Origin of the sequence: Gloeobacter violaceus PCC 7421 (assembly GCF_000011385.1) — a bacterium.
Lineage (GTDB): Bacteria > Cyanobacteriota > Cyanobacteriia > Gloeobacterales > Gloeobacteraceae > Gloeobacter > Gloeobacter violaceus.
The window spans coordinates 798,250-824,654 of record NC_005125.1; the positions used below are offsets into that span (position 1 = coordinate 798,250).

Annotated in this window: 27 protein-coding genes and 1 tRNA gene; 10 read left to right on the top strand and 18 right to left on the bottom strand. The window is 62.4% G+C overall.

The window, feature by feature from the left end; genetic code table 11:
* Window positions 1–51: 51 nt before the first annotated feature.
* Window positions 52–606 (top strand): bifunctional adenosylcobinamide kinase/adenosylcobinamide-phosphate guanylyltransferase, encoded by a 555-nt coding sequence (gene cobU / locus GLL_RS03885; RefSeq protein ID WP_197530112.1) that lies wholly within the window; start codon window positions 52–54, stop codon window positions 604–606.
* Between the two features lie 10 nt (window positions 607–616).
* On the opposite strand, the gene GLL_RS03890 is transcribed toward cobU, so the two are convergent.
* Window positions 617–688 (bottom strand) — tRNA-Gln (locus GLL_RS03890).
* A 116-nt stretch (window positions 689–804) separates the two neighbouring features.
* Here GLL_RS03890 and ndhC point away from each other — a divergent pair.
* The 4 genes from ndhC to GLL_RS03910 all read left to right on the top strand — a co-directional run bounded on the left by ndhC (window position 805) and on the right by GLL_RS03910 (window position 3,201).
* Window positions 805–1,167, top strand: coding sequence for an NADH-quinone oxidoreductase subunit A (gene ndhC, locus GLL_RS03895; RefSeq protein WP_011140750.1), 363 nt, complete (start codon window positions 805–807; stop codon window positions 1,165–1,167).
* 61 nt (window positions 1,168–1,228) lie between these two features.
* Window positions 1,229–1,927 carry an NADH dehydrogenase subunit K gene (locus GLL_RS03900; RefSeq protein ID WP_011140751.1) on the top strand — a complete coding sequence of 233 codons (699 nt, stop codon included), beginning with the start codon at window positions 1,229–1,231 and terminating at the stop codon, window positions 1,925–1,927.
* Window positions 1,928–1,931: 4 nt separating this feature from the next.
* Window positions 1,932–2,462 (top strand): NAD(P)H-quinone oxidoreductase subunit J, encoded by a 531-nt coding sequence (locus tag GLL_RS03905; protein ID WP_011140752.1) that lies wholly within the window; start codon window positions 1,932–1,934, stop codon window positions 2,460–2,462.
* A gap of 238 nt (window positions 2,463–2,700) precedes the next feature.
* A complete protein-coding gene (locus GLL_RS03910; RefSeq protein ID WP_011140753.1) occupies window positions 2,701–3,201 on the top strand; it encodes a DUF1622 domain-containing protein in 501 nt (166 codons plus the stop codon).
* A 96-nt stretch (window positions 3,202–3,297) separates the two neighbouring features.
* On the opposite strand, the gene GLL_RS03915 is transcribed toward GLL_RS03910, so the two are convergent.
* From GLL_RS03915 to GLL_RS03930, 4 genes are all read right to left on the bottom strand, one after another.
* Window positions 3,298–3,450 carry a hypothetical protein gene (locus GLL_RS03915; protein WP_164928593.1) on the bottom strand — a complete coding sequence of 51 codons (153 nt, stop codon included), beginning with the start codon at window positions 3,448–3,450 and terminating at the stop codon, window positions 3,298–3,300.
* Between the two features lie 132 nt (window positions 3,451–3,582).
* The gene (gene fba / locus GLL_RS03920) at window positions 3,583–4,653 is read right to left on the bottom strand and encodes a class II fructose-bisphosphate aldolase (protein ID WP_011140754.1); all 1,071 of its coding nucleotides are present in this window, start codon (window positions 4,651–4,653) and stop codon (window positions 3,583–3,585) included.
* A 117-nt stretch (window positions 4,654–4,770) separates the two neighbouring features.
* On the bottom strand, window positions 4,771–5,748 hold the full coding sequence (sds, locus tag GLL_RS03925; protein ID WP_011140755.1) for a solanesyl diphosphate synthase: 978 nt from the start codon (window positions 5,746–5,748) through the stop codon (window positions 4,771–4,773).
* A gap of 82 nt (window positions 5,749–5,830) precedes the next feature.
* Window positions 5,831–6,499 carry a phosphoribosylanthranilate isomerase gene (locus tag GLL_RS03930; RefSeq protein ID WP_011140756.1) on the bottom strand — a complete coding sequence of 223 codons (669 nt, stop codon included), beginning with the start codon at window positions 6,497–6,499 and terminating at the stop codon, window positions 5,831–5,833.
* A 75-nt stretch (window positions 6,500–6,574) separates the two neighbouring features.
* Between GLL_RS03930 and GLL_RS03935 the strand changes: the two genes are divergently transcribed.
* Complete coding sequence (locus tag GLL_RS03935; protein WP_164928594.1) at window positions 6,575–7,369, top strand: SpoIID/LytB domain-containing protein; 795 nt, start codon at window positions 6,575–6,577, stop codon at window positions 7,367–7,369.
* A gap of 198 nt (window positions 7,370–7,567) precedes the next feature.
* Here GLL_RS03935 and gpmI read toward each other — a convergent pair whose 3' ends face one another.
* Both gpmI and GLL_RS03945 read right to left on the bottom strand, forming a co-directional pair.
* Window positions 7,568–9,178 (bottom strand): 2,3-bisphosphoglycerate-independent phosphoglycerate mutase, encoded by a 1,611-nt coding sequence (gene gpmI / locus GLL_RS03940; protein WP_011140758.1) that lies wholly within the window; start codon window positions 9,176–9,178, stop codon window positions 7,568–7,570.
* A 139-nt stretch (window positions 9,179–9,317) separates the two neighbouring features.
* Window positions 9,318–10,676, bottom strand: coding sequence for an anthranilate synthase component I (locus GLL_RS03945; protein ID WP_011140759.1), 1,359 nt, complete (start codon window positions 10,674–10,676; stop codon window positions 9,318–9,320).
* A gap of 121 nt (window positions 10,677–10,797) precedes the next feature.
* On the opposite strand from GLL_RS03945, the gene GLL_RS03950 reads away from it, so the two are divergent.
* Both GLL_RS03950 and GLL_RS03955 read left to right on the top strand, forming a co-directional pair.
* Window positions 10,798–11,724: a hypothetical protein gene (locus GLL_RS03950; RefSeq protein WP_164928596.1), complete on the top strand. Its 927-nt coding sequence runs from the start codon at window positions 10,798–10,800 to the stop codon at window positions 11,722–11,724.
* The gene (locus GLL_RS03955; RefSeq protein ID WP_011140761.1) at window positions 11,721–12,275 is read left to right on the top strand and encodes a 5-formyltetrahydrofolate cyclo-ligase; all 555 of its coding nucleotides are present in this window, start codon (window positions 11,721–11,723) and stop codon (window positions 12,273–12,275) included. Before GLL_RS03950 ends, GLL_RS03955 begins: the two co-directional genes overlap by 4 nt.
* Before the next feature lie 26 nt (window positions 12,276–12,301).
* Here GLL_RS03955 and GLL_RS03960 read toward each other — a convergent pair whose 3' ends face one another.
* Window positions 12,302–15,214: a M14 family metallopeptidase gene (locus GLL_RS03960; RefSeq protein WP_164928597.1), complete on the bottom strand. Its 2,913-nt coding sequence runs from the start codon at window positions 15,212–15,214 to the stop codon at window positions 12,302–12,304.
* A gap of 67 nt (window positions 15,215–15,281) precedes the next feature.
* Between GLL_RS03960 and GLL_RS03965 the strand changes: the two genes are divergently transcribed.
* A complete protein-coding gene (locus tag GLL_RS03965) occupies window positions 15,282–15,482 on the top strand; it encodes an efflux RND transporter permease subunit (RefSeq protein ID WP_164928598.1) in 201 nt (66 codons plus the stop codon).
* A 94-nt stretch (window positions 15,483–15,576) separates the two neighbouring features.
* Window positions 15,577–16,632: an IS4-like element ISGvi4 family transposase gene (locus tag GLL_RS03970; RefSeq protein WP_011140763.1), complete on the top strand. Its 1,056-nt coding sequence runs from the start codon at window positions 15,577–15,579 to the stop codon at window positions 16,630–16,632.
* A gap of 502 nt (window positions 16,633–17,134) precedes the next feature.
* Here the strand turns inward: GLL_RS03970 and panB are convergent.
* The 10 genes from panB to GLL_RS04020 all read right to left on the bottom strand — a co-directional run bounded on the left by panB (window position 17,135) and on the right by GLL_RS04020 (window position 26,403).
* A complete protein-coding gene (gene panB, locus GLL_RS03975) occupies window positions 17,135–17,917 on the bottom strand; it encodes a 3-methyl-2-oxobutanoate hydroxymethyltransferase (RefSeq protein WP_164928599.1) in 783 nt (260 codons plus the stop codon).
* Between the two features lie 31 nt (window positions 17,918–17,948).
* Entirely contained in the window at window positions 17,949–18,998 is a 1,050-nt protein-coding gene (gene gmd / locus GLL_RS03980; protein ID WP_011140765.1) for a GDP-mannose 4,6-dehydratase, read from the bottom strand.
* A gap of 10 nt (window positions 18,999–19,008) precedes the next feature.
* Window positions 19,009–20,001: a GDP-mannose 4,6-dehydratase gene (locus GLL_RS03985; RefSeq protein WP_197530115.1), complete on the bottom strand. Its 993-nt coding sequence runs from the start codon at window positions 19,999–20,001 to the stop codon at window positions 19,009–19,011.
* A gap of 127 nt (window positions 20,002–20,128) precedes the next feature.
* On the bottom strand, window positions 20,129–21,091 hold the full coding sequence (locus GLL_RS03990) for a PLP-dependent cysteine synthase family protein (protein ID WP_011140767.1): 963 nt from the start codon (window positions 21,089–21,091) through the stop codon (window positions 20,129–20,131).
* A gap of 314 nt (window positions 21,092–21,405) precedes the next feature.
* Window positions 21,406–22,266 carry a M56 family metallopeptidase gene (locus GLL_RS03995; RefSeq protein WP_011140768.1) on the bottom strand — a complete coding sequence of 287 codons (861 nt, stop codon included), beginning with the start codon at window positions 22,264–22,266 and terminating at the stop codon, window positions 21,406–21,408.
* Window positions 22,263–22,673 (bottom strand): BlaI/MecI/CopY family transcriptional regulator, encoded by a 411-nt coding sequence (locus GLL_RS04000; protein WP_011140769.1) that lies wholly within the window; start codon window positions 22,671–22,673, stop codon window positions 22,263–22,265. The genes GLL_RS03995 and GLL_RS04000 overlap by 4 nt, the downstream gene beginning before the upstream one ends.
* A gap of 112 nt (window positions 22,674–22,785) precedes the next feature.
* Window positions 22,786–22,962: a DUF29 family protein gene (locus tag GLL_RS04005; RefSeq protein ID WP_011140770.1), complete on the bottom strand. Its 177-nt coding sequence runs from the start codon at window positions 22,960–22,962 to the stop codon at window positions 22,786–22,788.
* A gap of 3 nt (window positions 22,963–22,965) precedes the next feature.
* Window positions 22,966–23,559 carry an imidazoleglycerol-phosphate dehydratase HisB gene (gene hisB / locus GLL_RS04010; RefSeq protein WP_011140771.1) on the bottom strand — a complete coding sequence of 198 codons (594 nt, stop codon included), beginning with the start codon at window positions 23,557–23,559 and terminating at the stop codon, window positions 22,966–22,968.
* A 95-nt stretch (window positions 23,560–23,654) separates the two neighbouring features.
* Window positions 23,655–25,055, bottom strand: coding sequence for a PrsW family glutamic-type intramembrane protease (locus GLL_RS04015; protein WP_011140772.1), 1,401 nt, complete (start codon window positions 25,053–25,055; stop codon window positions 23,655–23,657).
* A 64-nt stretch (window positions 25,056–25,119) separates the two neighbouring features.
* Entirely contained in the window at window positions 25,120–26,403 is a 1,284-nt protein-coding gene (locus GLL_RS04020; protein WP_011140773.1) for a histidine phosphatase family protein, read from the bottom strand.
* Between the last annotated feature and the right edge of the window lie 2 nt (window positions 26,404–26,405).

Here is a 26,405-nt window from a genome sequence, read left to right on the forward strand (position 1 = left end):
CGTTGGCAATACTAAATATATCCACTGGCCGAGCAATTGGAAGGGGTGGCGGTGAAACTGATCCTGGTAAGCGGCCCCGCCCGTAGCGGCAAAAGCCAGCTGGCCGAACGACTGGCGGTGTCCTCTGCCCGGGTCACTTATGTCGCCACAGGCTGGAGCGTCCCCGACGATGCGGACTGGCAGGGACGCCTCGCGCGTCACCGCAAGCGCCGTCCCGCCTGCTGGAGTCTGGTTGAGACCGGTGCGCCCGGTGGGCCGGCCCTCGAAGCGGTACTCGCAGAAGCCGAAGCGGACGAATGCTTGCTGATCGATTCGCTCGGGGGCTGGCTGGGTGCGAGGCTGCTCGCAGATTTGGCGGAGGAGTCGCTCGCCCAGGAGGTGGCGGCCTTGCCTGGCCAGCTGCACCGGTGTGCGGCACGGGTGATTGCCGTGAGCGAGGAGGTCGGCTGGGGCGTGATCCCCGTCTATCCCCTGGGTCGGCGTTTTCGAGACTTGCTTGGTGAACTCAACCGCAATGTGGCCCGCGAGGCCGACGCCGCTTACCTGGTCGCCAACGGCTACGCCCTCGACCTGAAGGTGGTGGGGCGGCCGATCGATCAATTTTGAATCACTTATCCTCGGGCGGATGGATTCGAACCACCGAGTGCCTGGACCAAAACCAGGTGCCTTACCGCTTGGCGACGCCCGAACGCTTTGCCAATCGTAACCCACGCGCTCGCAAGCCTGTCAAGGCGAGGTCCGCTCGGGCCTCGGCCGTACAGCTGCGTTACACTGAAGGACACAACCGTTACTTCACAAAACGCAGTGTTTGTTCTTTCCGGTTACGACGCCCTGCTCATCTTTTTGTTGTTGAGCGCCCTGGTCCCGGTACTGGCCCTCACCATCTCCTATCTCATCCGTCCCAAAGGTTCCGGCGCCTTCCGCACCACCACCTACGAATCGGGGGTCGATCCGCGCGGCGACAGCTGGATCCAGTTCAACATCCGCTATTACATGTTCGCCCTGGTTTTCGTCGTCTTCGACGTGGAGACGGTGTTTCTCTATCCCTGGGCCGTGGCGTTCAACCAGCTGGGACTGCTCGCGTTTATCGAAGCGCTGATCTTTATCGCCATTCTGGTGGTCGCCCTGGTCTACGCCTGGCGCAAGGGCGCCCTCGAGTGGACCTGATTCGACCCGACTGTATATTCTGCATCCACCCACCCCGCACGGGCGCAAGCCCCAAGACGCCATGGACATCAAGAACCTGCTCAACCCGATCGAGCGCCCCGAAGTCACCAGCGAACTGACCAACAACGTGGTGCTCACGACGCTCAACGATCTGTACAACTGGGCGCGGCTTTCGAGCGTCTGGCCTCTGATGTACGGCACGAGCTGCTGCTTTATCGAATTTGCCGGACTGATCGGCTCGCGCTTCGACTTCGACCGCTTCGGGCTGGTGCCCCGCGCCTCACCGCGCCAGGCGGACCTGATCATCACCGCCGGTACGGTCACCATGAAGATGGCCCCGGCGCTGGTGACCCTCTACGAACAGATGCCCGAGCCCAAGTACGTGATCGCCATGGGCGCGTGCACGATCACCGGCGGTATGTTCTCCACCGACTCCTACACCACCGTGCGGGGTGTCGATAAGCTCATACCGGTGGACGTGTACATTCCGGGTTGCCCGCCCAGGCCCGAGGCGATCTTCGATGCGATCGTCAAGTTGCGCAAGAAAATGGCCACCGAGGACGTGCGCGACCGCTACGAGCAAATCCGCCAGACCCATCGCTACCACACTACTGCCCACACGCTCAAAGCGGTCCCGGAGTCACTCTCGAGCAAGTATCTCGAGAGCCCGACCCGCCAGGCGCCCCCACCGGGGCTGGCGGCGGCCATGGAGATGCCTCTGGTGCTGCCCGAAGTCGTCAAGCAAAACGAACAGGTCTGATCCGATGGAAGAGCAAACCACCCAATCCGCGGCCGATGGGCAGACTGCCATCGAGCTTGTCACCGGTCCTATTTCCGACGCGCTCAAGGCGCGCGGTTTACCCCACGAGTTGACGGGTCTCGACAACCGCAAAATCGAGATCATCAAAGTGGAGCCCGAGCACCTGATCGCGGTGGCCAGGGCTCTCTACGACGACGGCTTCAACTATCTGGCCTGCCAGTGCGGCTTCGACGAAGGCCCTGGTGATTCCCTCGGGAGCATGTACCACCTCACCAAGCTGAGCGACAGTGCCGATCGGCCGCCGGAAGTGCGCATCAAAGTCTTTCTGCCCCGCGACAACCCGCGCGTCCCTTCGGTCTACTGGATCTGGAAGACGGCGGACTGGCAGGAGCGCGAGTCGTTCGACATGTACGGGATCATCTACGAAGGCCATCCCAACCTCATCCGCATCCTGATGCCGGAGGACTGGGTGGGCTGGCCGATGCGCAAAGATTACGTGACGCCCGACTTTTACGAACTGCAGGACGCCTACTGAGCCCTACACGGTCTATGGCACGACCGGGTGGGTGGTCGTGAGGTGTTGGCTGGTATCGGTAAGGCTTTTGCTCGCCTGCAACGGATTTGGGCGGCTCAAGGGTATGCGGGTCAGTGCGTCAAGTGGGCCCAGCCGCACGAAGGGGTGACAGTCGAGGTGGTGTATCCCTGGTGGCGTCAGCTCAAGCTTTATTCCAACAAAGGACAGATGATTGTCCGTAACTAGTTCACCGCAAGCGATGGAACCGGAGACACCGCGCAACAACCCGCTCAGCCTGCTGCTGCCGACTGCACTGATCCTGGGGCTCGCCCTCCTTTTGAGCCTCGATGTCGCCCAGCCGGTCGTCGAAGGTGCGCTCGCCAATCCTCTGGAGCCCTGGCTGAAACTGATCGTCGGTTACTTTGCGGCGGCAGCGGAGATCGCCGCCGCCCTGGTGATCGGCATCGCAGTATTGCGAGGCATCTTTGAGTACTTTCGGCGAGGGTTCTTGCCGCAGGGCGAGGGGTTCGATTCGATCGAGACGATCCGGCTGCAACTGGGCCGGATGCTGACGTTGGGCCTCGAATTTACCGTCGCCAGCGACATTCTGCGCACGGCGGTAGCGCCCACCCGCCAGGACATCTTGACTCTGGCGGCGATCGTGCTGCTGCGCACGCTGCTCAATTACTTTCTAGAGCAGGAAATTCGGCAAGCCGAAGGGCGGACCTCGGTGAAGGAAAGATCCACGTCGAAGGAGTAGAGGGCGTCATGCGCAACTCAGCGAGTGCGTTGCACATTACCTAAGCCAAAGAAAATTGTAAATCAGAGTTGCGCTCTTGTTTTCAGGTGAGAGCCCCTAAATATCCGGCTCAACGCCTAACTGCCGCAATCGCTCGCGCAGGCGGGTTGCTTCCTGCTCGGCCCGCTCGGCTCTTTGCCTTTCTTGTTCGGCCCGTTCGGCCAAGGCCAGGAAGGTCTCGAACTTCTCGCCATTCGGTTGCCGGATCACCAATTCCCCAGTCTCCTCAAGGCTAAGCCGGACGCCCAGGTGCGGACTTACATACCGGCATTTTGTCGGCAGTACCGCAAACAAAAAGGGGCCGAGAATCAGCCCCTTTTTGGTGCTTAAGTGGTACAGCTGTTAGACCGTGACGGCCTTTTTCATGGTGCTTGCGGCGATGTAGCGCTTGGCCATCTCATCGAGGGAGACCTGCTTGATTTTGCTCGCCTGCTCGGCGGAGCCGAACTCGACGTAGCGGTCGCGGCAGACCTTCAGCATATACTTCATCGAAGGAATCAAGAACTTGCGCGGGTCGAACTCGGCGGGTTCTTTAGCGAGGGCTTCGCGCACCGCAGCGGTGATCGCCAGGCGGTTGTCGGTATCGACATTGACCTTGCGCACGCCGTTGCGGATGCCTTCTTGAATCTCGGTCACCGGTACTCCCCAGGTCTGGGGAATGGCGCCGCCGTGGGCATTAATCAGGTCTTGGAGATCCTGGGGCACGCTCGAAGAACCGTGCATGACCAGGTGGGTGTTGGGGAGCCTGCGGTGGATTTCGCGGATGCGGTCGATGGCGAGGATGGCGCCGTCGGGCTTGCGGCTGAACTTGTAGGCGCCGTGGCTGGTGCCGATGGCGATGGCGAGGGCGTCGACGCCGGTGCGCTCGACGAAATCGGCCGCCTCATCCGGGTCGGTCAAAAGCTGGTCGTGGGAGAGGGTGCCCTCGAAGCCGTGGCCGTCCTCTTTGTCGCCGGCGCCGGTCTCGAGCGAACCGAGGCAGCCGAGTTCACCTTCGACGCTCACACCCAGAGCGTGGGCCACCTCGGTCACCTTGGCGGTCACCTCGACGTTGTATTCGTAGCTCGCCGGGGTCTTTGCGTCTTCCATCAGCGAACCGTCCATCATCACGCTCGTAAAGCCGTTCTTGATGGCCGAGTAGCAGGTGGCCGGGCTGTTGCCGTGGTCCTGGTGCATGACGATCGGAATCTCGGGGTATTCTTCGACCGCCGCAAGCACCATGTGGCGCAGGAACGCTTCACCCGCGTATTTGCGGGCGCCGCGCGACGCCTGCAGGATGACGGGGCTGTTCACTTCGCGGGCGGCGTCCATGATCGCCTTGATTTGTTCGAGGTTGTTGACGTTGAACGCCGGAATGCCATAGTTGTTTTCAGCGGCGTGATCCAGCAAAACCCTCAACGGTACAAGCGCCATAATTTCCTCCTAGATGTGCCTTCCGGTTCCAACCAGAACCGCTGCGTGACCGTCCGTACTGGCCCCAATTTTAAGATAGATTTCGGATTCTGGCGAGGCCATTACAAACACGGCCCATCAGTACAGCCGGCTGACGGTGTGTCCGACCAAATCTTTGAGCGCTTCGCGCGCCGGGGAGGGGGAGAGAGTGTCGAGAGAGGTCACCGCCCGGCGGGCGTGGGTTTCTGCAAGCTCGCGGGTGCGCTCCAGCGCACGGCTGGCATGGATCAGCGAAAGGGCCTTTTCAAGATCGCCCTTCTGCTCGAACTGGCGCTCGATGAGGCCGCTCAGGTGAGGCGACTCTTCGAGGGCGTAGAGCACCGGGGCGGTGAGATTGCCGTCGCGCAGGTCCGAACCGGCGGGTTTGCCCAGTTTGGCGGTCGAACCAGTGAAATCCAGCAGGTCGTCGATTACCTGAAAGGCGATGCCCAGGTGGCGACCGTACTCGTAGAGCGCTTCGCAGACGGCCGCTGGGCTCTCGGAGAGCACCGCCGCCGCCCTCGAAGTGCCTGCCATCAACGAAGCGGTCTTATAAAAGCTCTTGTCGATGTACTGCTCGAAGGTCAGGTCCGAGTCGAACTGCAGCGTGCTCTGCAACAGTTCGCCCTCGCCGAAGTGCGAGATGACAATTCCCAACAGCTCGACCACCTCCAGGCTGCCCAGGCGGGCCAGGTAGGCCGAGGCCATCCCGAACAAATAGTCCCCCGCCAGCACCGCCACCCGGTTGCCGAAGCGGGAATTGACCGTGTCGATGCCGCGGCGCACGGCGCTGGTGTCGATGACATCGTCGTGCACCAGCGACGCAGTGTGGATCATCTCGGTAATTTCAGCCAGACGGCGGTGCCGCTCGGTCGGCTCGCCGTAGGCCGCCGTCGCCCGCGAGACCAAAAGCACCAGCGCCGGGCGGATGCGCTTGCCGCCCGCGTTGAACAGGTGCTCAGCCGCTGCATACAGAACCGGATGCTTCGTCCCCAGCAGATTCTTCAAATTGCGCGTCATCTGGCTTAAGTCGTCTTCGACCAGGGCCGACCAGTTCGCTGCGGACACCACGCTCATTTCTCCAGCTGCGCACTGAAATTAAGAAAGGTAACAGTGCCTTCATCATTAATCATAAACCGCCCGCGTCTATTCGCCGCAGTCACGTTCCATCGCAAAGGGGCGGTCGGCGTTGCCCGGTGTTGCCTTGGGCGATGTGCAAGATCTGAGTGATTTTGCTCAGATCTTTTTGTCCAGGTACCCCATTCTCGACGCCGCTCGACAGGTCAACCGCATCGGGTGTCAGGATGTCCAGGGCTTGGGCCAGATTGTCGGCCCGCAGACCGCCCGAAAGCATCCACGGCAGCGCCGGGCAAAACCCCTGCAGCGCCTTCCAGTCGAGGGTTCGTCCTGTCCCGCCCGCCTGGGTGGGATGCCAGGCGTCGAGTAGGACCGCTTCGATGGCATCCACGTACAGTGCGATCTTTTCGAGGTCCGCCGGTTCCCGGACGCGCAGAGCCTTGATCCGCAAAATCCCAGGAAGCGTCCGCGCCAGGTGAGCGCAGGTCTCGGGGCTCTCCTCGCCGTGGAGCTGGACCCCCTGCAGCTCGCCCGCTTCCACCGCGGCGCGCATCGCCTCAACGGGCGCATCCACGAAGACGCCGACTTTGAAGGTGAACGGCGGCAGGGCGGCGGCGATCTCGCGCAGGCGGGCCGCGTCCACATAGCGGGGGGTGCCGGGGACACAGACAAAGCCCAGGGCGTGCACTCCCAACCGGGCGGCGGCCTGGGCTTGGCCCGGGTCGGTGAAGCCGCAGATTTTTACGCGCATGGTAGACGGGTGTTTCTTGCCTACGATGCTAGCCGTGGGTTAGGGTTGCTGCGTACTTTTGGACGGCTCCAACCGATGAAGCCCGGACCCGCCCTGCTGCTTTGGGTGTTGTTGCTCGCCTTTGCCGCTCCATTGCAGGCTTTTCCGCTTCGGGTACTGGTGGAAGGGCCGCAGTCTACGCTCAAAATCGTCGTCTCCGTTCCGGCCCAACTGCGCCAGGACAACGGCACGGCAGTCGACCTCGTTCCCGGTCAATGGTTTACTGTTCGGCGCGAAAGTAGCGGGGTCGTACAGTTGCCCCCCGAAGGATTGGTGCTGGTGGGGGATCGCTGGTATCCCGAGAGCGTGCAGTTTCGCCGGCTTCATGGGGGGCTTGTCGCTATCAACTTTGTCGATTCGGAGACCTATTTGCGCGGGGTGGTGCCCCGGGAGATGCCCTCAAGCTACGGCGATCAGGCCCTGATGGCTCAGGCGGTGGCGGCGCGCACGTACGCACTCACCAGTTGGGTACGCCGCAAGCACGGTCCCCACTACGACCTGGTGGACACGGTCACCGACCAGGTCTACGGCGGCTTTGCCAGATACAACCCCCGCACCGGCAAAAGCACCCTGCTCACTCACCCGCGCACCGACCGGGCCGTGGCCGCCACGCGCGATCAGTTTCTCGACTACTCGAAGGCCCAGGGTTTCTACCGCGCCGAGGGCATCGCCGGTTGGGTGCGCTACGGCGAATACTCGCTTCCCGTTCCCAAAGGCCTTCTGCTGAGCCAAAAGGTGTCCCAGATGATGGCCCAGGCGGGCTGGAACTACCACGACATCCTCGCCTACTGGTACAAAAGCCACGTCTACCAGATCGCTTTTCCCAAATAACGGCGCTGACCGTCCTGTTGCCTGGCGACCAGAGCCGCAGCGGAGCGAAGCGCTCGGCTCGCCCCTGTAAGCCATCTCGCAGTACAACTGTGATCGAAATCGCCAGTTCCTGAAGCGGCGATGTGACCAGTGTTCTGAAGCAAATTCACTTCTAGAATCCGCCGAGTAAAGCCGAGATTCTGGATGCGGGTTATGTTCTCACAGCCCCACGCGCAGAGGGCTGCGGGGGGTGCGGATCTCGATTTCACTTTCGCCCAACAGCGAGCGGCCGGTCATCTCGGCGGGCTGCGGGAGGCCCAAAATTTCGAGGATCGTCGGGGCAATGTCGCCGAGGCTGCCCCCGGCGCGCAACTGCACGTCCGTTCCCCAACCGGGAATTTTAAGACCCTCGCTCTCGATCAAAATAAACGGCACCGGGTTGGTGGTGTGGGCGGTCCAGGGATTGCCCTGTTCGTCCCACATCAGTTCGGCGTTGCCGTGGTCGGCGGTGAGCAGCATTGTGCCCCCGGCGCGCACGCACGCCTCCACCAGGCGGCCGATACAGGCGTCCACCGTCTCGACCGCCTTAACCGTAGCGTCGAAGTTGCCGGTATGGCCCACCATGTCCGGGTTGGCGTAGTTGATCACAATCAGCGAGTACTGGCGCGTTTCGATGGCGGCGACGGCGTGGTCGGTGACCTCGCGGGCGGCCATCTCGGGCTTCAGATCGTAAGTGGGCACCAGGGGGCTCTGGATCATCGAGCGCTCCTCGCCGGGCAGGGGCGTCTCGATGCCGCCGTTAAAGAAATAGGTGACGTGGGCGTACTTCTCGGTCTCGGCGATGCGGAACTGCCGCAGGCCATGGTGGGCAATCACCTGACCCAGGAGGTTGTCGAGGCTCTGGGGCGCAAAAGCCACTGCCACCGGCAAGGTTGCGTCGTACTGGGTGAAGGTGAGAAAGGCGAGCGGGTCGAGGTAGGGGCGCACGAAACCGTCGAAGTCCGCCTGCACGAAGGCGCGGGTGAGCTGGCGCGCCCGGTCGGGGCGGAAGTTGAAGTAGATCACCCCATCACCGGGTTCGACCGCACCGGCAGCCAGGCGCACCGGCAATACGAATTCGTCGGTCTTGCCGGCGGCGTGGCTCTCGCGCAAGGTCTCGGAGGCGCGTTTACCCGTGCCGGGGCCGGTCTCGGTCATCACCCGGTACATCGCCTCGGTGCGATCCCAGCGGCGATCGCGGTCCATCCCAAAGTAACGGCCACCCAGAGTAGCAATCGTGCCGAAGCCCGTTTCGGCGATGCGGGCTTCGAGCTTCTCGAAGTACGCAACACCCGAAGTGGGAGGAGTGTCACGACCGTCACTCATCCCGTGGATAAACAGCGTTTCAAAACCCTCCCGCTTGGCAAGGTCCAATAGCCCAAACAGATGCTCGATGTGGGAGTGGACACCGCCGTCGGAGACGAGGCCCACCCCATGCAGCTTGCCGCCCCGCTCGCGCACCGTGCGGCAGAGACGCAGCAGTTCGGGGTTGGAAAGCAGCGTGCCTTCTTCGACCGCGTCGGAGATGCGCACGAGCTCCTGGGGGACCATCCGGCCCGCACCCAGGTTGAGGTGGCCGACTTCGGAGTTGCCCATCTGCCCGCGCGGCAGACCGACCGCCTTGCCGCTGGTGTGGATGAGTGTAAAAGGATAGCTGGCTTTGAGCGCGTCGAAGATCGGAGTTTTGGCGGCGGCGACGGCGTTGCCGTCGGTCTGCTCGCGGTAGCCCCAACCGTCGAGGATGACCAGAATCGCTGGATGGACTGCGCTAGAAGTGCCCATAAATGCCATGACCCTAAATGGTGCAGACTCCCTATTTTTTATAGGGAGTCTTGCTGACTACATCGGTCCGTATGTACCCAGTAAAAAACATCGGGGGCGGTTTGGGTACATTTACTATGAATTTTTTTAGATCGATTTGCCGCTCAACTTATCGACTGTCTCCCAGGGCTTTCCAGAGGGCTTTGGCCTTGGCGAGCGATTCGAGGTATTCGCCCTGGGGATCAGAATCGGCGACGATGCCCGCCCCGACTTGCCCCCAAATCCGGGAGCCGGACTTGAGCAGCGTGCGGATCAAAATGTTGAGATCCAGGTCACCGGTGCAGTCGAGGTAACCCGCCGAGCCGTAAAAAAGCGAGCGGCGCACCGGTTCGAGCCTCTCGATAATTTCCATGCAGCGCACCTTCGGACAGCCGGTGATCGTGCCGCCGGGATAGACGGCGCGCACCGCGTCCAGGGCGTCGCATCCGGGCTGCAGGCGGCCGACGACGTTGGAGACAATGTGCATGACGTGGGAGTAGCGCTCGATGACCATCAGTTCGTCCACCTGCACGCTGCCCGGTTGTGAGACCCGCCCGAGATCGTTGCGTTCGAGATCGACCAGCATGATGTGCTCGGCGCGTTCCTTGGGACTGATTAACAGTTCGCTTTCCAGGCGTTGATCGGCGGCAGCGGTGAACCCGCGCGGGCGCGTTCCCGCGATCGGGCGGGTGCTCAGCGCTTCGCCGCGCACTTCTAAAAGCCGCTCGGGCGAGCAGCTGACGATTTCGCCGAAGGGCGTGCGCCAGTAACAGGCGAAAGGCGAAGGATTGAGCCCGACCAGCCGTCGGTAGAGCCGCCAGCCATTGCCTTCCCAGTCGAGTTCGAAGCGAAGCGAGAGGTTGCACTGAAAGATATCCCCGGCCGCAATGTGCTCCTTGACCTGATGGACAGCCTCCAAAAACCTGTCGCGCGACGTCAGGCGCGGCAACGCACCACTGTTGATCTCCTCGTCGGTCAAAATCGGTCTGTCGAGCCGCTTGCACCAGTACGCCAGGCTTCCCCGGTCGGGACCGAGTCCCGACCGATTGTCGACGGCGAGCAAAAGCTTATCCTCGCGATGATCGGCGACGGCAAAGACGGCCGGCTCAAACCACCAGGCCGTCGGAAAAGGCAAGGGGTCGTTCCGCAGCCACGGCAGCCTTTCGATTTCCCAGGCCAGGTCGTAGCCGAACCAGCCCACAAGCCCGCCGCGAAAGGGCAGCCCCCTCCACTCGGGCGGCGGCAGCTGCCGCCGCGCGGCGGCAAGCCAAGCGCGCAGCGCGGGCAGAATCTCACCGACGGCGGGAGCAAGCACGCGCCGCGGACAGGCAGCCAAGATCGAGTAGCGGGCGGTACGCGGCGAGAGTTGGGGGCTTTCGAGCAGGACCGCCACCGCCTCCTCGCCGAACAGGCGCTCAAACAGGCACGAGCCGGTGCGTCCTTCGAGGGGAAGGTACAGCCAGTGCCAGGTGGGGGCAACCATCGACATCGACAGCAAAGCGTCAAGGACTGGGGTCATTTTCGCCCGCCTGCGATGGTGTGCCAAACCCAGGCGCATATGTCAAAGTGAGAGCAGTCTGCGATTGCGCCATTCGTCCGCATTGGTATACATGAACGTAACTCCGCCGTCTCCAATCGATCTCGATCACATTCAGATTCCCGAAGAAGATCCCAAAGCGCCCTTTCCTGCTCCGAGCGAACCTTTGCAGTACCGGGCCATCGGCATCGTGCGCGGCCGCTATGAACCGAGCGAGGAGCGCATCACCCAGGGCAAACTGCTCACCCCCGACGGCGTCGAAATCGACGCGGTGCTCCTGGGCCGGGTGCTGAGCCTGGTGCGCAAGCACCTGGATCTCTCAACCGATCACCCCTGGGTGGTCTACCCGCGCACCCGCGACGGCGGCGGCCTGCACACCCAGATTGTCGGGGTCTGGTCGCTCAACCCAGAAGGGCTTAAACCCGACAGAGACAGCGCCTTCGACTCCGCCGAAGAAGACTCCAACGATGAAGAGGACGAAGAGGACGAAGAGGACGAAGAACTGGAGACGGAAACAGAAAGTGACGAATCGGTTGAAAAGTCCACTTTGCTGTTTTCGACCGCCAACGTCGAGGGTGTAGACGGTTTTTTCTCCATCCGCGGCGAAGTGAGCTTTCAGTCCCAGCAAGAAGGTTTTGTCCTGCTCAAGATCCGCCAGCAGAGCAAAAAGAAAAAACCCGGCCGGGCCTTTAAATTGCGTCTGGAGGGCTTTTTGCCCGAGGACGCCCGCGGCAAATTTTGGGATCTCGAGGTGCGCCGCACCAGCGAGGCATTGCGCATCGAGGACGGCACCCCCATTGCCGTGCTGCCCAAGCCCGTCGGCGACAAGCGCCGCGGCGGCCCCCGCCGTCCCACAGGCAAAGGCGGTCCCCCCCGTGGCCCCCGCGGCGAAGGCGGCGGCGGTCTACGGCCCCGATCGGCGGAGCGCAGCGAGGGCGGCACCGGATTGGTCAAACCCGAGCGCCCCTTCCGACCGGACCGCCAGCCCCGGCCGGAGTGAACAAAGCCGACCTGCGCGTCCAGTGCCTTGGAAGGCGCCGGGCGCTCAGCCCCGAAGCGTGCGAGCGGATGAGCGAGCGCATCCGCGCCTATCTAAGCGGCCGACTCGAATCCACAGACCGGTGCATCCTCGCCTACCTGCCCTTTCGCAACGAACCGGACCTGCGGCCATTGTTCGCCGACAGCCGCACCTGGGCTGTGCCCCGGGTGGCGGGGACGGAACTCACCTGGCACCGCTATGAACCCGGCCGCGTCGGGCGCGGGGCCATGGGTCCGCCCGAACCGGAACCGGATTGCGAAGCGGTCGATCCTGCTGGAGCAGCCTGGGTGCTGGTGCCGGTGGTAGCCTGCGATCGGCGCGGCTACCGCATCGGGTACGGCGGCGGCTATTACGATCGTTTCCTCGCACGCTATGCGCTACCGGCCATCGCCGTGGGTTACAGCGAATTTGTCTATGAGCAAGTTCCCACCGACCCCTGGGATCGGCCGATGGGCGGGATTGTCACCGAGGCCGGCTTCCTGTGGCCCGAAATTGCGCAGCCGGGAGCGTGAGGCGCGTGCCACCCTCCCGGTACGATTTAGCGGCCGGCGCTGCGCGCGCCCGGTTCGGCGGCCATCTGTACGGAACTGGCCGTGCCGTAGTACAGGCCGTTGAAGAGGAACTTGAACGTGCCGTGGGGCTGGGCGCGGTTGACGATCTCGGGGCCGAACAAGAACAGCTTGCCCTGGCCCACCGGCGCCTGGGCGATCGGGACGCCGCCTTTGAGGTACCGCTGGCCCCAGGCCCAGCCGCTGCGCAAAGGTTCGTCGCTGTCGAAGACCGCCACCGTCTGCAGACCCGCACCCTGCGCCCCCGGCTTCATCTTGAAGACGGGGCTGTTGTTGAAGAAGACGTTCACCCGCTCGGGCAGACCGTGGGCAATGGGTAGGGTGTTGTCCACCTTCGCCTGCAGAATCGACCCCGGAATGTAATATTTCTCGGGCGGGAGCGGTTTGGCTTTGCCCTCGGCCGTCTGCTCTGTCAGGGCGTTCTCGATGGGCAGACCCAGGTGATAGCCGAGGTTGGTGGAACTGCCGACGGCGATCACCGTGCCGCCTGCCTCCAGATAGGTGCGCAGCTGCGGCACGGTCTTGGCCACCGAGACATAACCCAGCCGATCGCGAAACTCGGCGGGAATCTCCTCGGCTTTGGGCTGTTTATAAAAGCGGGCCTCGCGGCCGACCGGGGCTTTGTCGCTCATCGGGACAGCGCCGTCCACGAGGACGATGGCGTCGTACTTGCTCTTCAAGTTGCCGGCGTCGAGTTGCTGCGGATAGACCACTTCGAAGGGAAACTGGTACTGCTCGAACATCCAGCGCACCCAGCCGGAGGGCATCGAACCGCCGTAGCGATCCCACAGCGCGATGCGCAGGGGTTTCATCTTGAAGGCTTCGCCTTCCGGTTTGCTCGGGGTGCCCTCGAAGACCAGACCCACCTTCTGGGCCATCTCGGCGAGCATCGGCAGCACCGAAGGCTGCGCGGGGATGTAAAACGTCCCGGCCGGGTAGGTCTTGCCCGACGCGGCCAGCGGTGCTTGAAGCCAGTAGACGTCTTCTCCCGCGGCCAATAGGCGGTTGACCGCCACGAAGGCGTCGTTGACGCGGTGATCGAGCAAAAATCCTGCCGCCCCCGCCGCCCCGGTGATCTGGCCGGGGGGTGGGGCCAGCACATCCGCAATTTTGGCAAACGGGCCGTCGAAACTTTCCAAGATGCGGTCGTACTGGATGCCCATCTGGTAGGCCAGAGTCCAGCCGGCGTTGTCGTAGGGCGGCTTGGGGGGACCACCCGGGTAAGCAAAGTCGTTCGGGTGATCCTGAGGCTCGAACATGTCGAGGACGTGGGGCCTGAACGCCTGGGCCGTCTTGATCACGTAGGAGCCCACCGGGTAGGTTTTGCCGCCGGCCTGAAACGGGGCAGTCGCCTTCTGGACGGTGATTCCCGATTCGATCAGGGCATTGACGAACTTGGTGGCCGTCAAAAAGTCGGTCTGGTCGGCGGGAAGGATGTAGCCTCTCGGGTCGCGCAACTCGGGGGTGCGCATCATCTGGTAGTACTTGTCGGGGTAGCCCTTGCTGAAGTAGCCGGCCCCGACGCCGCTCAATTCCGGCGTCTCCTCCGGGGGCATCTCCTTGGCGATTGCCGCTTTGACCATCGCCAGGCGCTTGGGATAGGTCGTCCAGTGATCGCGGCTGCCCTTGGCGATCGCATTGCGGCCCATCTGATAAATGTTGTACAAAAAATCCTTGCGGTACTTGGAGGCCAGGTCGAGGACAGCTTTGTTGGCGCTCAGCGAGTAATCGATCGACTGGCGGAAGCGCCAGACTTTTTGGGGCGGGATTGGGTAGGGCAGGCTGGCGCTGGGCAACTGCCGGTCGGGCACAAAGGGAATTTCAATCGGGGTCGGGCTGCCGTTAATTTCGCTCAGCAAGCCGATCATGTTGTGGAAGTAGACCGTGGTGCGCAGACCCCCGTTCCACCAGGTCGAGAAGCCCGCGCCGTCGACCATCGTCGAGCCGGGTTTGCCTTCGGCGGCGAAGCGCGTGTGCATCGCTCCGCCCACTAGGTCGAGCTGCATCGGAATGAGCGGGTCGTAGACGTAGTTGAACGGGTCGCGAAAAGGCGGCGCAAAGAGGATCGTCCCCACCGGCCCGGTCTGGTGGTGGTTGTACATGATCTGTGGAAACCATTGCCGAAAGAGCACCCGGCTCATGTTCTTGGTCTCCGGCATGTTGTTCATGAACGAGTCGCGGTTGTTGTCGTGGCCGATGTATTTTTGGTAGAGCCGCGGAATGTCGTTGAAGGCCCGCTCCTTCGGTTCCGCTTTGCGCATGTACCAATCGGAGACCAGTTGCTGACCGTCCGGGTTGGCGTGCACGGCCAGCAAGATCACATCGTCCAGAATGCGCTTGGTCTCCTCGTCGGTGGCGCTTGCCATCTGATAGACCGTTTCGATGAGCTGGTGGGTGCCCACCACCTCGGTGGCATGCAGGCCGCCGTCTATCCAGATCACCGCTTTGCCCTCGGCGGCCAGGGCCTTTGCCTGGGAATCGTTCAGGCCCTCGGCCAGGGCAAGTTTGCGGGCGATCTCTTGGTAGCGGCCCAGTTTTTTGTGGTTCTCGGGCGAGGTGAGGATCGCCATCAACTGCGGGCGGCCTTCGGCGGTCTTGCCGATCGTCACCAGTCGCATGCGGTCGGATTCTTGGTCGAGTTTGCGCCAGTAGACCGCGGTCTGATCGTAATTGGCCAGAAAGTAGTCGTCCCCAATGTTGTAGCCGAAGTGTTGCTTGGCAGTGGTCACTTTCAACGGAGCGGGACTCTGGGCGGTGCTGCCTTTAGTCGAACTGGAGGTGACTTCCGAGTCGAGATTGCTGATTTTGGTCTGGGCAAGGGCCGGTGTGGTACACAGCGTCAAAGTGAGCGCGACGAGCGCGTGGCGGGTAGGTTTCAGCATGGCGGCAAAGCTTCCGGTGGTGACACGAAATGACCAGCATCCTACGGGCTGTTGGATTCTATTTCCGATGCAAACGCAACTTTTCTGGGAAACGAACGGCGGTTTACTAATCTTGACGTCGCTTTTCGTGCCCCCCATGGGTTGGAATCTTTCCGCCTGGTCCATCCGCAACCCGATCCCCACGATCGTGCTGTTTTTGGTGCTGACGATCGCCGGGTGCGGACTAGGTCCAGTTGCCCGCACCCGGCATCGGCACCTGTATATTTAATGGCAGAAGTGTTGAATGTCAAGAATTGATCCTACAAAAACAGCCCGCAGTCGTGTAAACTTCGGGCTGTATTCAATTCCTTTTAATCGCCCCGATGTTACTCGATTTTCCGCAACTTGTCAAAACCTTTCTGTCCGCTTTGCCCGATCGCGATTTCCCTGTCCTCGACTCCAGGCTCTTTTTCAGTTGCTGGCTGGCCCTCATTATGGACAAGAGTACCGTCAGCATGCAGGACCTATTCAAACGCCTCAACCGCACCGGTATCCCCGTCGATATCTCCACTTTTTCCAAAGCCTGCAAGTCCCGTTCTCTGCAGATGTTTGAGCAGCTGTACCGGGATTTGCTTGCCCGGGTCAGGCGAGAGTTGCCCGTCAAACAACTGCATCCTTGCCCGATTGACTCGACGGTAGTCGGCTTGACAAGCAAGTTGCTATGGGCGCAAAGCTATCACCAGGTCAAACTGCTCGCCTGCCTTGAACACGGCAGCGGCGCCACCGAGGGTAGCCTGATCAATTTTGGCTACGACCACGATTCTAATTTTGTTAATGAAATGCTTCAAGCGATTCCTGAAAATGGCGTAGGTATCTTCGACCGGGGCTTTGCAGGACTGGAATATCTAAAAAATGCCCAGGCATCAAGCAAATATTTTTTAATGCGCATCCCGAGCAATTACAAGTTCACCTTCGAGGGCAATGCTGGCCAGATGCGGGTGGGAACGGGCAAAGAGTCCGGGATGTATCGGGTGGTCAACTTCTGCGATATCGAGAACCGGGCTGAGTATCGGTTGGTCACCAATTTACCTGCCGAAGGCGAATGTTTTGTCAGTGACGAAGAGGTGATGGAACTGTACCGTCAACGCTGGCAAATAGAGCTGTTATGGAAGTTTCTGAAAATGCATCTGAAGCTGAAGCGGCTGATGACAAAAAATGAGAATGGTATCCGGATGCAGCTCTACGTGACCCTGATTGCCCACCTGTTACTGGAACTGGTGGCAGTGCCGAAGATGTGGGGAAGTCAGCGGTTGGATAAGTTGCGCTACTTGCAATGTTGTATGTGCAAAGAAATCAGTTATGTGCATTGGCTGGGAAAATTACTGGGTAGCCGGAGGCGCAGGGTCTGGTCGCTCAAATTGTGTGCAAATGTCTACTGATTCAACACTTCTGAAGCGGTAGAGCCTCAGCAAGTCGTTCGAGGCACAGATATTGCTGAGATTGAAGAGTGTGCAGAAGGATCTGCAGGAATATAGCTTTGTCCGAACCGAGTTGTTGCTGGAGGAAGGACTGGTAGAGTGGAGGCCACATTTGATTTTTTGGGGGCTTGCCCACAGTGGCCAGCCCTTCTTTCTTAGAATAGGAGCACAGAAGCCGGATGGGGCAAGCTTTCCAGGCCCTCTGTCACCCCGTCAAATACTGAGCACACGGACATATTTTTGTGTCGGCTATTCCACTTGGAGCCGACGACCGTAACGGCTATAGTTCGGCAGTAGGCAGCAGATTTGAAACGCCCTCCGGTCACGCCAGCCCGGTTGGTCGAACTTCTGGCTATTGCACTCCCGCGGTTTGGGACATTGCTGCGCAATACAGCTATATTTTCTTGATCCCAGACATTTGACAAAATTTACATGTAGCTCCGACTGACGCTTGAAGTGAGCATCACTCCTCACGGGAGCCATGGGCGCGCACATCCGCACTGTAGCGGCCGACCGCTTTGCTGATAAGCGCGCGCAAGTCGGCGTAAGGATTTACAAAAGGCGGCGGATTCTCAGTAAGGCCCAATAGATCGTGGGTGACGAGGATCTGGCCGTTGCAGTGCGGACCGGCGCCGATGCCGACAGTCGGGATGACCAGTTTGCCGCTAATTTCCCCCGCCAGATCGTAGGGAATGTGCTCCAGCACGAGCGCGAACGCCCCCGCCCCCTCCAGGGCGAGAGCCTGATCGATGAGCCGTTCGGCCGCCTGGGCGGTCTTGCCCTGGACGCGGTAGCCCCCCAACTGGTGAACCGCCTGGGGGGTGAGGCCGAGATGCCCGAGCACCGGGATGCCGCTTTCGGTCAAAAAAGCGACCGTCTCGGTCATGCGCGGGTAACCGCCTTCGAGCTTGACCGCCTGCACTCCCGCTTCTTTGAGAAATCGGGTCGCGGTGGAAAAAGCTTGCTGGGGGCTCTGCTCGTAGGAACCGAAGGGCAAATCGGCTACCAGCAAAGCGCGCTCGACCCCCCGGCGCACTGCCCGGCAGTGGTGCAACAACTCGTCCACTGTCACCGGCAGGGTGCTCGTATGGCCCAGGGCGACCATCGAAAGCGAGTCGCCCACCAGCAGCAGATCGACCCCCGCTTGATCGAGAATGCGGGCCATCGCGTACTCGGTGGCGGTAAGGGCGACAATCGGTTGGGCGCGCTCTTTGAGCTTTCTGAGACTGTGGATGGATAACCCCATGCCCACAGTGTGCCACAGCCGGGTGGCGCGATTATCGGGCCGGGCGCAGCAGCTTGAAACCCGGCGCGGCGTACAGACCGATATCTTCGACTTCGGGCCAGTCGAACTCGGGCATCACCCCGTTGGCCACCAGGTCCGCCGCGAGCATCAGCCGTACCAATCCGTCAAAGCGCACCCGCGGCTGCCAGCCGAGCTGCTCGCGGGCTTTAGCCGGGTTGCCGATCAGTTCGTCCACCTCCGCCGGGCGGAAGTAGCGCGGGTCGGTGCGCACGTACTGGCGCCAGTCGAGGTCCACTAATTCGAAGGCGCGCTCGACAAATTGCTGCACGCTCCACTGTTCGTTGGTGGCCACCACGTAGTCGTCGGGCTTCTCCTGCTGGAGCATCCGCCACATCAATTCGACGTAATCCCCCGCGTAGCCCCAGTCGCGCCGCGCTTCGGTATTGCCCAGCACCAGTTCGCGCTGCTTGCCCGCCGCAATGCGCGCCACCGCACAGGTGATCTTGCGCGTTACAAAATCCTCTCCACGTCTTGGGGATTCGTGGTTGAACAGGATGCCGTTGCAGGCGAACAGGCCGTGGGCTTCGCGGTAGTTGACCGTCGCCCAATAGCCGTAGACTTTGGCCACCGCGTAGGGCGAGCGCGGATGGAAAGGGGTCAATTCGGTCTGGGGCACCTCGCGCACTTTGCCGAACATCTCGGAGGAAGACGCCTGGTAGAAGCGCGCCTCCGGCACGATCATCCGCACAGCTTCCAGTAGTCTGGTCACCCCGAGAGCCGTCGCATCGCCGGTGTAGATGGGCTGGTCGAAGGAAACTTTGACGTGCGACTGGGCGGCCAGGTTGTAGACTTCGTGCGGTTCGCACAGCTGCAGAACACGCTGCAAACTCATCGAATCGGTCAAATCCGAATAGTGCAACTGGATGCGCTCCTGCAGGTGCGAGACCCGACCGACGTTGAGGGTGCTGCTGCGCCGCAGCAAACCGTGCACTTCGTAGCCGCAGCCAAGCAGATATTCAGCCAGGTAAGATCCGTCCTGACCGGTGATCCCAGTGATCAAGGCGCGCTTGGATTCGCTCATGTTTCTCCTGTCAGTGTTCTCTGGAAGCGGCGGCACTCAAGGTGGCGGCCTTCACCTGTTCAATGGCCGAGTCTACCATCAATCGCACCAGCGCTTGAAATCCCAGGCGCGGCTGCCATCCGAGCCGCGCCCGGGCGCGCCCGGCGTTGCCCAACAGCACGTGCGCCTCGCTCGCCCGCAACAGCTGCTCGTCGATAACGACGTGTTTTCGCCAATCGAGACGGGCGTAGCCAAAGGCTTCCTCGACGAATTCTCCGACGCTGTGCCCCTCACCCGAGGCAATCACATAATCGTCCGGCTCCGCCTGGGCCATCATCGCTACCATCGCCTCGACGTAATCACCCGCGAAGCCCCAATCGCGCCGCGCTTCGAGGTTGCCCAGCGCCAGCGTCTGCTGCTGGCCCACCAGAATGCGGGCCAGGGAGCGCACGACTTTGCCCGACAAAAAACTCTCGTCGCGCAGGGGCGACTCGTGGTTGTAGAGAATGGCGTTGCAGGCAAACAGACCGCTGGAGCGCCGGTAACTGTTCACCAGCCAGTAGGCGCTCGCTTTGGCAATGGCGTAGGGGCTCACCGGCGCAAAAGGCGTCGATTCGTCCTGGGGCGCTCGGGGGCATTCGCCGAACACCTCAGCGGAGCAGGCCTGGAAAAAGCGAATGCGCGGATTGAGTTCGCGGATGATTTCAAGCAGGTACAGCGGCGCCAGGGCATTGACCTCGAAGGTGCGCTCGGCCATCGCAAAACTCTGGCCCACGCGGCTCTGGGCCGCCAGGTTGTAGATCTGCTCGGGTGCCGCTTCGCCCACCACCCGCCGCAAAAAAGCGCGGTCGGTGACATCGCCTGTTAGTAGCTGCAAATCCCCACCGGCGGGCAGCAGCGTTGCCAGCGGCTCACCCGGCGGATCCCGGCGGTGAATCCCAAAGACACGGTGGCCCCGGCGCAACAGCGCCAGGCTCAAGTAAAACCCGTCCTGCCCGCCGATTCCCGTGATCAAGACGCGCACCTGCTGCCCCCCAGCGCCGACGAAGCTCCCACACGACCGCCGGGGACCGTCGCTTCCCGGTGCGGTGGATAGGATAGGCACCCTTATCTTCGGCGCTCGGAGGCCGGCGGTCAACGCTTCGGGCGGATTATAGATTCGGGTCGTCCCAGAAGCGCTCCGAAAGGTACTTGTCGGCACTGTCGCACAAAATGGTGACCACCACGCCGCGGTCGAGTTCGCGCGCCAGGCGTAAAGCCGCCGCCACGTTGCCCCCTGCGGAGATGCCCACCAGCATGCCCTCCTCACGGGCGAGGCGCTTGACGGTGCGTTGGGCTTCCTCGGTGGACACTTCGACCTGCCGGTCGGGCAAAGCAGGGTTGTAGATCGCCGGGACGATCGCCGTCTCCATGTGTTTGAGCCCTTCGAGCCCATGGAAGGGCGAGTCGGGCTGCATGGCAATCACCCGAACGGCCGGGTCGAACTCCTTGAGGCGCCGTCCCACCCCCATGCAGGTGCCCGAGGTGCCGAGCCCCGCCACAAAATGGGTGACCCGCCCACCGGTCTGCTGGTAGATTTCGACGCCCGTCGTCAGATAGTGCGCCTGCCAGTTGGCGTTGTTGCTGTACTGGTCGGGATAGAAGTACCGTTCGGGATCCGCTGCGTAGAGCCGGCGTGCCTCCTGGATGGCACCGTCGGAACCGAGGGTCGGATCGGTGAGGATGAGATCGACGCCGTAGGCCTTGAGGATGCGCTTGCGCTCTTCGCTCGCGTTCAGGGGCAGGGCCAGTTTGACGCGATAGCCCCGGCGCGCGGCGATCCAGGCGTAGGCGATGCCGGTGTTGCCGGAGGTGGCATCGAGAATAATTTTCTCGCGGGTCAGCCGGCCGCTGCGCTCGCCTTCGAGAATCATATTGAGCGCCGGGCGATCTTTGACGGAGCCGCCCGGGTTGAACCACTCCGCCTTGCCGTACACTTCGACGTCCGGGGAAAGCCCCGCCGTCACCCGCTCCAGGCGCAGCAAAGGCGTGTTGCCCACCCACTGCAGCAGGTCCGTCTCGGCGGGAGGCTGGACGCTTCCCAGGGCGCTCGGGCCAATCTCGGTGCTCACCACGGCACAGATCCTCGCAACGGGCGGTCTTTCTCCAATTCTATCGCCGCTGCTTCGGCAAAACCCAACCATGCCGGTCGGAATTGAGGAGTAAGCGATTCTGTTGACAGCTATTCTCAATTGCTCTAGAGTATTTTCAGTGGATAGCAAAACTTTGGCATTGTCATCCACAGGTCGGGCCGGCGGGTTGTTCTCTCTTACGTCTCGCGGAAGACTCTAGCTGGCCCGACTTTTTCTTATTTTGTCCCGATGCTCTCCGCAGCGAGCCGCTGCGGAGAGCATCAGCTTTAATTGATTTGCAGTTTCAATAAGCTCGGTCAGGGGCACAGGTGCCGGGCGAGGCCGTGCAGGGGCCAGGTGAGCAGGGGCAGCAAGCCCACCGGCAGCCATCCCCACACCCCCCCTCTTTGCGCCTGCCGCTCGTCCTTGGGGGCGATCAGGGCTTCGACCCGTTCGCTCAACCGTTCGCCTCTGGAGTAGACGGCCGCCGCAAACGCCGTGGCCGCGGGGAGCCGACAGGACCCCGCCAGGGCGACGAGCGCTTCGGCGAGCAATAGACCATCGACGCTGCGGGCCGCATGGCGATCGGCGCGCAGTTCGCGCAGGGCCAGCAATTCTTGCCAGAGCGCCTCGGAGTGGGGCAAAAAGGCGGTGGCCCGGTGCGTCCATCCCAGCCAGAAAAACCAGAACGTGTCGCGGTAGTGGCGATGGGCCTGCTCGTGGGCCAGCACCGCGCCAAGCTGCGCCCCACCCATCGATGCGACAAGGCCGCTGGTGAAGACCAGTTGCGGCTGCCAGAAGCCCACCAGGGCAATGTACGGTGTCCCTTCATCCAGCAGCCGGGCGCGATGGCCGGCCACAGAAGCGACGGGCAGCGCGCGAGCGGCGCGAATGGCGCGGGCGCACGACCAGCTGTTCCCGGCACCGACCGCCAGGGCGTACACCCACCAGGCGGCGCTCAACCAGTAAGCCGCTACCCCATCCCAACGCCAGGAGGCCACCCCCGGCGTTCCCATCCAGAGGATGGTCGCTGCGGTGGTGGCAAACAGCAAACCCGGCACCAGCAACTGCACCAGGGCCGCATTCCAGCGCCAGCACCACCCCCCGGCCCGCCGGGGACGTCCCCGCAGCCCGCCGCCCACCAGTACCGCCAACAGCACCAGAGCCAGATGGATCATCGTTCCCCCCGCGCCTGGCGGATACGCTCGGCGATGGCACCCAGTTGTTCGACGCTCGCTTCATCGAGGCTGTCGGCGAAGGCCGCCACCACCTCCGGTGTGCCCACCGACAAAAACGCCTGCAGACGGCTGTGGGCGGTGAGGGTGCGCGCCTGCTCGCGGCTGATCCGGGGGGTAAAGCAAAAGGCCCGCTGGCTGGTGTCGCAGCTGAGCCAGCCTTTTTGGACCAGACGGCGCAGTACGGTGGTCACCGAAGCGTAAGCAAGTTCGCGGTCCGGATCGCTGAGCAGCTCGTCGTGCACGTCTTTGACCGCGAGCGCTCCACGCTTCCAAACAATTTCCATAATTTCCGCTTCGAGCGGGCCGAGGGAAAGACGTTCAGGACGGTAATCCGGTAGTGGGGGCATCTTCGTTGGGGCGCAGAGGGGACAGGTGCCATCCTATCCAAAAATGCCCCGCAGTCGGTTTGACAGCCTGTCAAACTTGCACCCCCGCCGGGGGCAGTCTACAGGCCATAGATTACCCGTTCTCGATGGAAAGAAGCTCGTTGCTCAGCATCTGTTCCAGGCTATAAGGGCAGACAACCGGAAATACTTTATAGGACAAGTTCGTTTCCTGCACGGCCAGGTTCAAACCCCTGCGGTAGGCTTTGGGCAGGACTTCTTCGAGATAGGGCTGCAAACTGGGGTTCTCCATCGGCTAGAGCGCCCCCTTGCTGCTGGGTAGGCTGCCGGCGCGGCGGGGATCGATCTCGACCGCCAAGCGCAAAGCGCGGGCAAACGCCTTGAAAGACGCCTCGATGATGTGGTGGGAGTTGATCCCGGCCCACTGGCGCAGGTGCAGGGTCATAGAGCTGTTGTTGACCACCGCCTGGTAAAACTCGCGCACCAGTTGGGTGTCGTAGCTGCCGACGCGCTGGGTGGGGATCTCCAGGCCGTAGCTCAGGTGCGGGCGACCGGAAAGATCAAGCACCACCTGCACGAGCGCTTCGTCGAGGGGGGCGGCAAAATGCCCGAAGCGCGAGATACCCCGCTTGTCGCCCAGGGCCTTGGCCAGGCATTGCCCGAAGGCGATGCCGACATCCTCATTGGTGTGGTGATCGTCGATGTGCAAGTCGCCCTGGGCGCTCACGTCGATGTCGATCAGGCCATGGGTGGCAATCTGGGCGAGCATGTGGTCGAGAAAAGGGACACCCGTCTCAGCCTGGACCCGGCCGGTGCCGTCGAGGTCGAGGCGAATCTGGATGTCGGTTTCGCGCGTCGTGCGTACTGTCGAAGCAATGCGTGGTTCCATGCTTTTCAGTCTAACGAGCGCCGATAAATTCCGTCGCTCAAATCCGCGTCCGTGGAGCCTCCTTGGGGGTGGAGCATCAGGCAAACCTGGTTTCGTTACCTGCCGACACCTGGGGCGGAGGCGGTCTCGCGGGGACGGGTGGGAGAAAGTTTGCGCGCTTTGAGAATGGCCGCCATCAAAAAGGCAAAGGCGAGCACCCCGGCGATGGCCAGCACCGGTTCACCCAGCACGCCGGCGGCGTTCCAGAGGGCGTGGATGGAGGCGGCGCTCAAGTAGCCGATCAAAAATATCCACCAGCGCCGGGCGGGGGTGCGCTTGAGGGCCCCCAGCCCGATGAAGTAGCCCAGATAGCCGCTGTAGGCCATGTGGCCCGAGACGTTGCCGATGATCCGGGGAATCAATAGCTGCAGCCCGGTGGCCTCGCCGATGCCGAGCGCCCCGGTCTGCACGGTGAATTGCTCGACTGTGGCAGGCAGGTAGTGCGAAAAGGTCTCAAACAAGGTGAAGCCGACCCCGCAGGCGGCCCCCAGCAAGATGCCGTCGAGCGGCTCAAGCACGCCCAGGCGGGAGCGCCAGGGCTGGCTGAGGCGGCGGCCGATCAGGTAGGCCGCGAGCACCGGCAGGGCTTTGACCAGTTCTTCGAGCAACCCCGCCCCAAAAAAGAAGGTCACCAGCTGCTCGACGAAGCCCACCGTCTCCCCCTGGGCGGCGCGCAGAAGCATGGCGTCGGTGTCGCCGGGCAACCACTGGCGAAAGACCACAAAAAACCCGGCCATCAGGGGGCTGGCCAGCAACAAAGCCGTCGCCAGAGCAGCGCCGATGAGCACCCACCAGGGTTTGGATTTGCCGCACAGCCGGTAGACGAAAAAGTAACCCGCCCCCGCCAGGTACAGCGCCAGGATCGAGTTGAACAGCAGGGCGTTGCCGATACTGCTGAATAGGGCGACCACGAACAGCACCGTACTCACCCCCGGAATCAAGAAGTCCCGCTCGAGCAGGTCGCTCACCGTCGAGGTGATCGGCAACAATTGCGTGATACTGACGGTGTCGGTCTGGGAATCGGCGACGTTGAGCGGCTCGGGCGGCGGGGCAAGGGCGCACTCGCACTCGAAGCAAAATTCCGGTCCGTTGGGACCCAGCAAAATCCGGTCGCCCGGCTGCAGGATGTGGCTGCCTTCGAGGCGGGTGCCGTTGATGAAGGTGCCGTTGGCACTATTGAGGTCATAAATTTGCCAGCCCGTGCTCCCCGGCAAGGGCAGCACCTGGGCATGGTTGCGCGAGACACCGCTGTAGCGGCCCGCGTCCAGGACGATTTCGCAGTTGGCGGCGCGGCCCAGGGTGATCGCCTCGGACTCGGAGAGGGGATGGCGCTCGGCGGCGGGCTGATCGCCTACCGCCACGCGCTTGAGAAATCCTTTGCTGCGCCGGTTGAGCACCATCCTCGGATCCCTGGCCACCTGCTTTTCACCTTTACGCCCGAGGGCTGCGGATAGCACCGTTCGGTTCCACCCGTTTCTTATTGTCCCTTACAAACCGAAGCGCCCCACCGACGATTAAAGCCTAGAGCGCTCCGGCGGCGGTGCAGTCGAACACTCCGCCCAGGTGGGAGGTGATATTGACGGCACTCAATTGGGGGCGACCCTCGGGACCGTCCGGGTAGTCGATCACCGTCACCGAACCGTTGCCCTGCTTGAAGCGCCAGAAATCCTCCGGACCGGCCCCGACCGCCGCTGCGACGATCGCCTTGTTGATGGCGTCGTGGGCCACCACCAGCACCACCCCGCTATCCACCCCGCGGACGATCCCGCTCCAAGCGTCGGTGGCGCGCTCCCAGACCTGGGTAAGATTTTCGCCCTCCGGCATCTGCACGCTGTGGGGTTCGCGCTGCCAGCGCTCGAGTTCACCCGGAAAAAGCAGGTCGATCTCCGCGCGGAACTTGCCCTCCCACTGGCCGTGGCAGATTTCCTGCAGCGCCGGGACGAACTCGAGCGCCACCTCCGGGTGAAAGCGCAGAATGGCTTCGGCGGTGGCCTTTGGCCGCAATAGCGGGCTGCTGAAGGCGCGGGTAATGGGCATTTCTTTAAGAAAGGTCGCTGCCTGCTCGGCCTGGGCGCGGCCCTGGTCGTTGAGGGGGACGTCGATCTGCCCCTGGAAGCGCTCCATCCGGTTCCATTCGGTCTCGCCGTGGCGCACCAGCAACAGCCGGGTGCCCTGCTTGTACTTGGGCAGAGCCGCACCGGTGTGGGCGGTCAGGTTCAACGATTCGAGCTGGGCGTAACCGGCGGCGTCAAAATTGAGCACGCTGATGCCGGTGTTCGACTGCAGCAGGCGGGCGTAGGCACTCGGGGGCAGGCCGAGGGCGGTCGAGATTAGGGCTTTGTTGATCGCGTTGTGGGCCACCACCAGCACCGTTGCGGTCGCAGGGCGCGCGAGCAGCATGCGCCAGAAGTCACGGGCCTGCTCCCACAAAGCGGCAAGCGGCACAAAGCCGCCCAAATCGAGCTTCTCGGGTGCCCGGCGCCAGAGGGCGTGCTCCTCAGGAAAGCGCTCGGCCAGTTGGGCGTGATTGAGCCCCTCCCAACCCGGCAGGTCAATTTCCATCAACGATTCGCAGTATTCGACCACGACCGGCGAGCGCCCCGCAAGCAACAGATCCACGGTCTGGCGGGCGCGCTGCAGGGGACTGCAAAAGGCCGCCCCAAAAGCAACCGTTTCAAGAACGGCGGCGGTGGCGCGCGCCTGGGCGACACCGGCTTCGCTCAGCACCGACCGATCCGTGCGCCCCTGGACAAGACCCTGGGCATTCCAGGTACTCTGGCCATGGCGAACCAGCACAACGCGCATCC

Coding starts and splice junctions, on each gene's coding strand:
- GLL_RS03900 (WP_011140751.1), top strand. CDS start 1,229: ATGGACATCAAGAACCTGCTCAACCCGATCGAGCGCCCCGAAGTCACC.
- GLL_RS03905 (WP_011140752.1), top strand. CDS start 1,932: ATGGAAGAGCAAACCACCCAATCCGCGGCCGATGGGCAGACTGCCATC.
- GLL_RS03910 (WP_011140753.1), top strand. CDS start 2,701: ATGGAACCGGAGACACCGCGCAACAACCCGCTCAGCCTGCTGCTGCCG.
- fba (WP_011140754.1), bottom strand. CDS start 4,653: ATGGCGCTTGTACCGTTGAGGGTTTTGCTGGATCACGCCGCTGAAAAC.
- sds (WP_011140755.1), bottom strand. CDS start 5,748: ATGAGCGTGGTGTCCGCAGCGAACTGGTCGGCCCTGGTCGAAGACGAC.
- GLL_RS03930 (WP_011140756.1), bottom strand. CDS start 6,499: ATGCGCGTAAAAATCTGCGGCTTCACCGACCCGGGCCAAGCCCAGGCC.
- GLL_RS03935 (WP_164928594.1), top strand. CDS start 6,575: ATGAAGCCCGGACCCGCCCTGCTGCTTTGGGTGTTGTTGCTCGCCTTT.
- gpmI (WP_011140758.1), bottom strand. CDS start 9,178: ATGGCATTTATGGGCACTTCTAGCGCAGTCCATCCAGCGATTCTGGTC.
- GLL_RS03945 (WP_011140759.1), bottom strand. CDS start 10,676: ATGTCGATGGTTGCCCCCACCTGGCACTGGCTGTACCTTCCCCTCGAA.
- GLL_RS03950 (WP_164928596.1), top strand. CDS start 10,798: ATGAACGTAACTCCGCCGTCTCCAATCGATCTCGATCACATTCAGATT.
- GLL_RS03960 (WP_164928597.1), bottom strand. CDS start 15,214: ATGCTGAAACCTACCCGCCACGCGCTCGTCGCGCTCACTTTGACGCTG.
- GLL_RS03965 (WP_164928598.1), top strand. CDS start 15,282: ATGCAAACGCAACTTTTCTGGGAAACGAACGGCGGTTTACTAATCTTG.
- GLL_RS03970 (WP_011140763.1), top strand. CDS start 15,577: ATGTTACTCGATTTTCCGCAACTTGTCAAAACCTTTCTGTCCGCTTTG.
- panB (WP_164928599.1), bottom strand. CDS start 17,917: ATGGGGTTATCCATCCACAGTCTCAGAAAGCTCAAAGAGCGCGCCCAA.
- gmd (WP_011140765.1), bottom strand. CDS start 18,998: ATGAGCGAATCCAAGCGCGCCTTGATCACTGGGATCACCGGTCAGGAC.
- GLL_RS03995 (WP_011140768.1), bottom strand. CDS start 22,266: ATGATCCATCTGGCTCTGGTGCTGTTGGCGGTACTGGTGGGCGGCGGG.
- GLL_RS04000 (WP_011140769.1), bottom strand. CDS start 22,673: ATGCCCCCACTACCGGATTACCGTCCTGAACGTCTTTCCCTCGGCCCG.
- GLL_RS04005 (WP_011140770.1), bottom strand. CDS start 22,962: ATGGAGAACCCCAGTTTGCAGCCCTATCTCGAAGAAGTCCTGCCCAAA.
- hisB (WP_011140771.1), bottom strand. CDS start 23,559: ATGGAACCACGCATTGCTTCGACAGTACGCACGACGCGCGAAACCGAC.
- GLL_RS04020 (WP_011140773.1), bottom strand. CDS start 26,403: ATGCGCGTTGTGCTGGTTCGCCATGGCCAGAGTACCTGGAATGCCCAG.